Source organism: Teichococcus aestuarii, from assembly GCF_042651065.1.
Taxonomy (GTDB): Bacteria; Pseudomonadota; Alphaproteobacteria; order Acetobacterales; family Acetobacteraceae; genus Pseudoroseomonas; species Pseudoroseomonas aestuarii.
Genome location: NZ_JBHSCH010000129.1, coordinates 1 through 3,146, shown reverse-complemented (window position 1 = coordinate 3,146; position 3,146 = coordinate 1). Strand labels below are relative to the sequence as shown.

Genomic DNA, 3,146 nt, shown 5'->3' with positions numbered 1-3,146 from the left:
GCTGCTCTCCCTCAAGATGACCGGCCTCGGCCTGCGCACCGCCTACCTGAACGAGCCGCTGACGGCGGGGCTGGCGCCGGAGGGTCTGCAGGAATAGGGTGGTGCGGACGCGGTATTCGGATTCCTGCACCTGCCCACGCAGCCGGCGCACCTCCTCCTCCAGCGCGCCCACCCGCTCCAGCATCTGGCTGAGCAGCTCGGGCGAGCCGCCGGCCACGCCGCCACGCCCCGCGGGCGGCGCCATTGGCACCGGCGCGGCATAGCCGCCACCGCCGCCGCTCCGCCGCATCATGTCCAGCTCCTGCCGCAGCTGCAGGATCTGGTTCTGCAACGCGATGCCCTCACGGCTCTCCATCTGCGCGGCGGCCGGCCCGGCGGCCAGCAGCATGGGGGGCAGCAGCAGCGGGGCCAGGAGCAGGAACTTGCGAAACATGGCCTTGTCCTTCCGGTAGCAGGGCAATGGTCGGCGGAACGAAAAACGGCGGCGCCCGCACAGACGGGTGCCGCCGCTTCTCTCAGCCACCCGCGCCCGCGTCAACGCACCGCGTCAACACGGCCGCGCGTGGTCCATGCTCAGCGGACGACCGTCACCGCGCGGCGGTTCTGCGCCCAGGCGTCGGCCGAGGAGCCGAGCGCCGCCGGGCGATCCTTGCCGTAGGAGATCACGCTCAGGCGGCCGGAGGAGACGCCGTTCGCCACCAGCACGTCGCGCGCCGAGCTGGCGCGGCGCTGGCCGAGCGCCAGGTTGTACTCGCGGGTGCCGCGCTCGTCGGCATGACCCTCGACCACGACCTGCACCTGCGGGTACTGCGCCAGCCAGGCGGCCTGCCGCTCCAGCGTGGTGCGCTGGTCGGCGCGGACGCTGCTGCTGTCGGTGTCGAAGAAAACGCGGTCGCCGACATTGGCGACCAGGTCTTCCTGGCTGCCCGGGCGGATCTGGCCGGCACCCAGGCCGCCCATGCCGGCACCGCCGGCAGCGCCGGCGCCGGTGGCAGCGCCCGAAGTATCCTCGCTCGCGCAGGCGGCGAGAAGGGCGGCGGCGGCAAGAGCGCCAAGAAGCTTGGTCTGCATAATTTCGATTCCTGTGTCAGATCGAATTACGGCCGCGGTTACGCTGCGATTGAGGCGCGTTCAAGGCAGACAAACCGGCATGCCAGGAATGGTTGCCCTTCGGCAAACGCATCGCTCCTGGCATGGCGTCTATCAACCTTCGGTTACGAGGACAACAGCGGCGACCAGCTCGGATCGGTGGCGTCGGTGGGGGTGATCACCTGCCGCTCATTGAAGCCGGCGATGTCGATCATCGCCAGCCGCGCCGAGTAGCCGTTGCCGCGGGAATCGCGCGCCGGGCTCTCGCGGTAGAAGGTCAGCACCCGGCCGTTCGGCGCGAAGCTCGGCCCCTCCATGCCCCAGCCTTCGGAGAGGATGCGTTCGCCCGAGCCGTCGGGGCGCATCACGCCGATGCCGAAGCGGCCGCCGGAGATGCGGGTGAAGGCGATCAGGTCGCCGCGCGGCGACCAGACGGGGGTGGCGTAGCGGCCATTGCCGAAGGAGATGCGCCGCGCGCCGCCGCCATTGGCGTCCATCACGTAGAGCTGCTGGTCGCCGCCACGGTCGGAGTTGAAGACGATCTGGCTGCCATCCGGCGAGTAGCAGGGGGAGACATCCAGCCCGCCGCCGGAGGTGAGCTGCCGCTCCCGCCGCGAGCCGAGATCCACCACATAGATGTTGGCGTCGCCGCCGCGGGCGGAGGAGAGCACGACGTTGCGCCCGTCCGGGCTGAAGCGCGGCGAGAGGGTCATGCCCTGGAAGTTGCCCAGCACCTCCTGCCGGCCGCTGTCCAGGTTGAACAGGTAAACCCGCGGCTGGTTGTTGTTGTAGGACATGAAGGCGATCTGCCGCGCATTCGGGTGGAAGCGCGGGGTCAGGGCCTGGAAGCTGCCATCGGTCAGGAAGCGGTGGTTCTCGCCATCCTGGTCCATGATGGCGAGGCGGCGGGTGCGCCGGTCGCGCGGGCCGCTCTCGGCGATGTAGACGATGCGGGTGTCGAAATAGCCCTTCTCGCCCAGCATCCGCTCATAGATCACGTCCGAGATGACGTGGGCGATCTGCCGCCAGTTGGCGGCGGCGGCGGTGTAGGCGGTGCCCTGGAGCTGCTGCTCCGAATTCACCTCCCACAGCCGGAACTCGATGCGCGCGCGGTCGCCCTGCGGCTCGGCGCGGCCGGTGACGAGCGCCTGCGCGCCGATCACGCGCCAGTCCTGGAAGCGGGGCGCGCCAGCGGCGGCCTCCGGCGTCTGGATGTAGGCGGCGCGCTCCACCGGCCGGAACAGCCCGGAATTCTTCAGGTTGTTGGCGATGACGCGGGTGATGTTCTGGCCGAGCTGCTGCGCTGCCGGCGAGGAGCCGGCGAAGTCGGGCAGCGCGATCGGGATCGGGTCGGTGCGGGCGCGGGTGATGTCGATCACCTGGCCCCCGGCGGCGGTGCCGCCGGGGGCCGGGGCCTGCGCGCGGGCGCGCGAGGCGGCGCCGAGGATCGGCATGCCCACCAGCCCGCCCAGACCCATCAGGGCGAGGCGGCGGGACAGGGAAAGGTTCTGCTGGGTCATCGGACGAGGCCCCTCGGGTTGAATCGGAAGGTCGCGGCGTTCAGCGACGGGATCTTCTCGCGTGGCACGGGCAGCGGGCTGCATTTCTGGTCGAGCAACGCGCGGCGGGCGCTTTCGTATACGGCGCGCGCGCGCGGCTCGGACGGAACGCTGCCCGCCGGGCGCACATTGCGTATGACCCCGCCCGGGTCGATGTCCACCCGCAGCTCGACCACGATCTGGTCAAGATTGAGCATGCCGGCATCGACCGACCAGCATTCGCTGATCCGCTCGGAGACACCCCGCACCTCGCCCGCCGTCAGCAGCGCGGCGCCGGAGGGCGCGCCGCCGCAGGAAGGCGGCGCCCCGCCCGAATTGGTGCGGGCGCGCGGCGGCTCGTTCTGCTGCTGCGCGGCGCGCACCCGCTCCAGCGTGCTCAGCACGGACTGGCTGCGCTCGGCGGTGGGCGGGGCCTGGCGGCGGGTGTTGCCATCGGGCTCGTCGTTGCAGTGAAGCCGAACTTCGCTGTCTGGCCGGTCTTGCTGTTCCTCTCAGGCT

At 71.0% G+C, this 3,146-nt stretch carries 3 protein-coding genes and 1 pseudogene; all 4 read right to left on the bottom strand.

Translation table 11 applies throughout. The features are described 5' to 3' along the window. Positions 1 to 433, bottom strand: a pseudogene (locus ACFOY6_RS23790) (tetratricopeptide repeat protein); the annotation flags it as partial. A 140-nt stretch (positions 434 to 573) separates the two neighbouring features. Further along, complete coding sequence (gene pal, locus ACFOY6_RS23785; protein ID WP_109515272.1) at positions 574 to 1,071, bottom strand: peptidoglycan-associated lipoprotein Pal; 498 nt, start codon at positions 1,069 to 1,071, stop codon at positions 574 to 576. Between the two features lie 143 nt (positions 1,072 to 1,214). Then, on the bottom strand, positions 1,215 to 2,609 hold the full coding sequence (gene tolB / locus ACFOY6_RS23780) for a Tol-Pal system beta propeller repeat protein TolB (RefSeq protein WP_109515271.1): 1,395 nt from the start codon (positions 2,607 to 2,609) through the stop codon (positions 1,215 to 1,217). Further along, positions 2,606 to 3,031: a hypothetical protein gene (locus tag ACFOY6_RS23775; RefSeq protein ID WP_379652425.1), complete on the bottom strand. Its 426-nt coding sequence runs from the start codon at positions 3,029 to 3,031 to the stop codon at positions 2,606 to 2,608. Before ACFOY6_RS23775 ends, tolB begins: the two co-directional genes overlap by 4 nt. Positions 3,032 to 3,146: the final 115 nt, after the last annotated feature.

What these genes read in the sequence shown, in the direction of transcription:
- pal (WP_109515272.1), bottom strand. Translation starts at nt 1,071, where the DNA reads ATGCAGACCAAGCTTCTTGGCGCTCTTGCCGCCGCCGCCCTTCTCGCC.
- tolB (WP_109515271.1), bottom strand. Translation starts at nt 2,609, where the DNA reads ATGACCCAGCAGAACCTTTCCCTGTCCCGCCGCCTCGCCCTGATGGGT.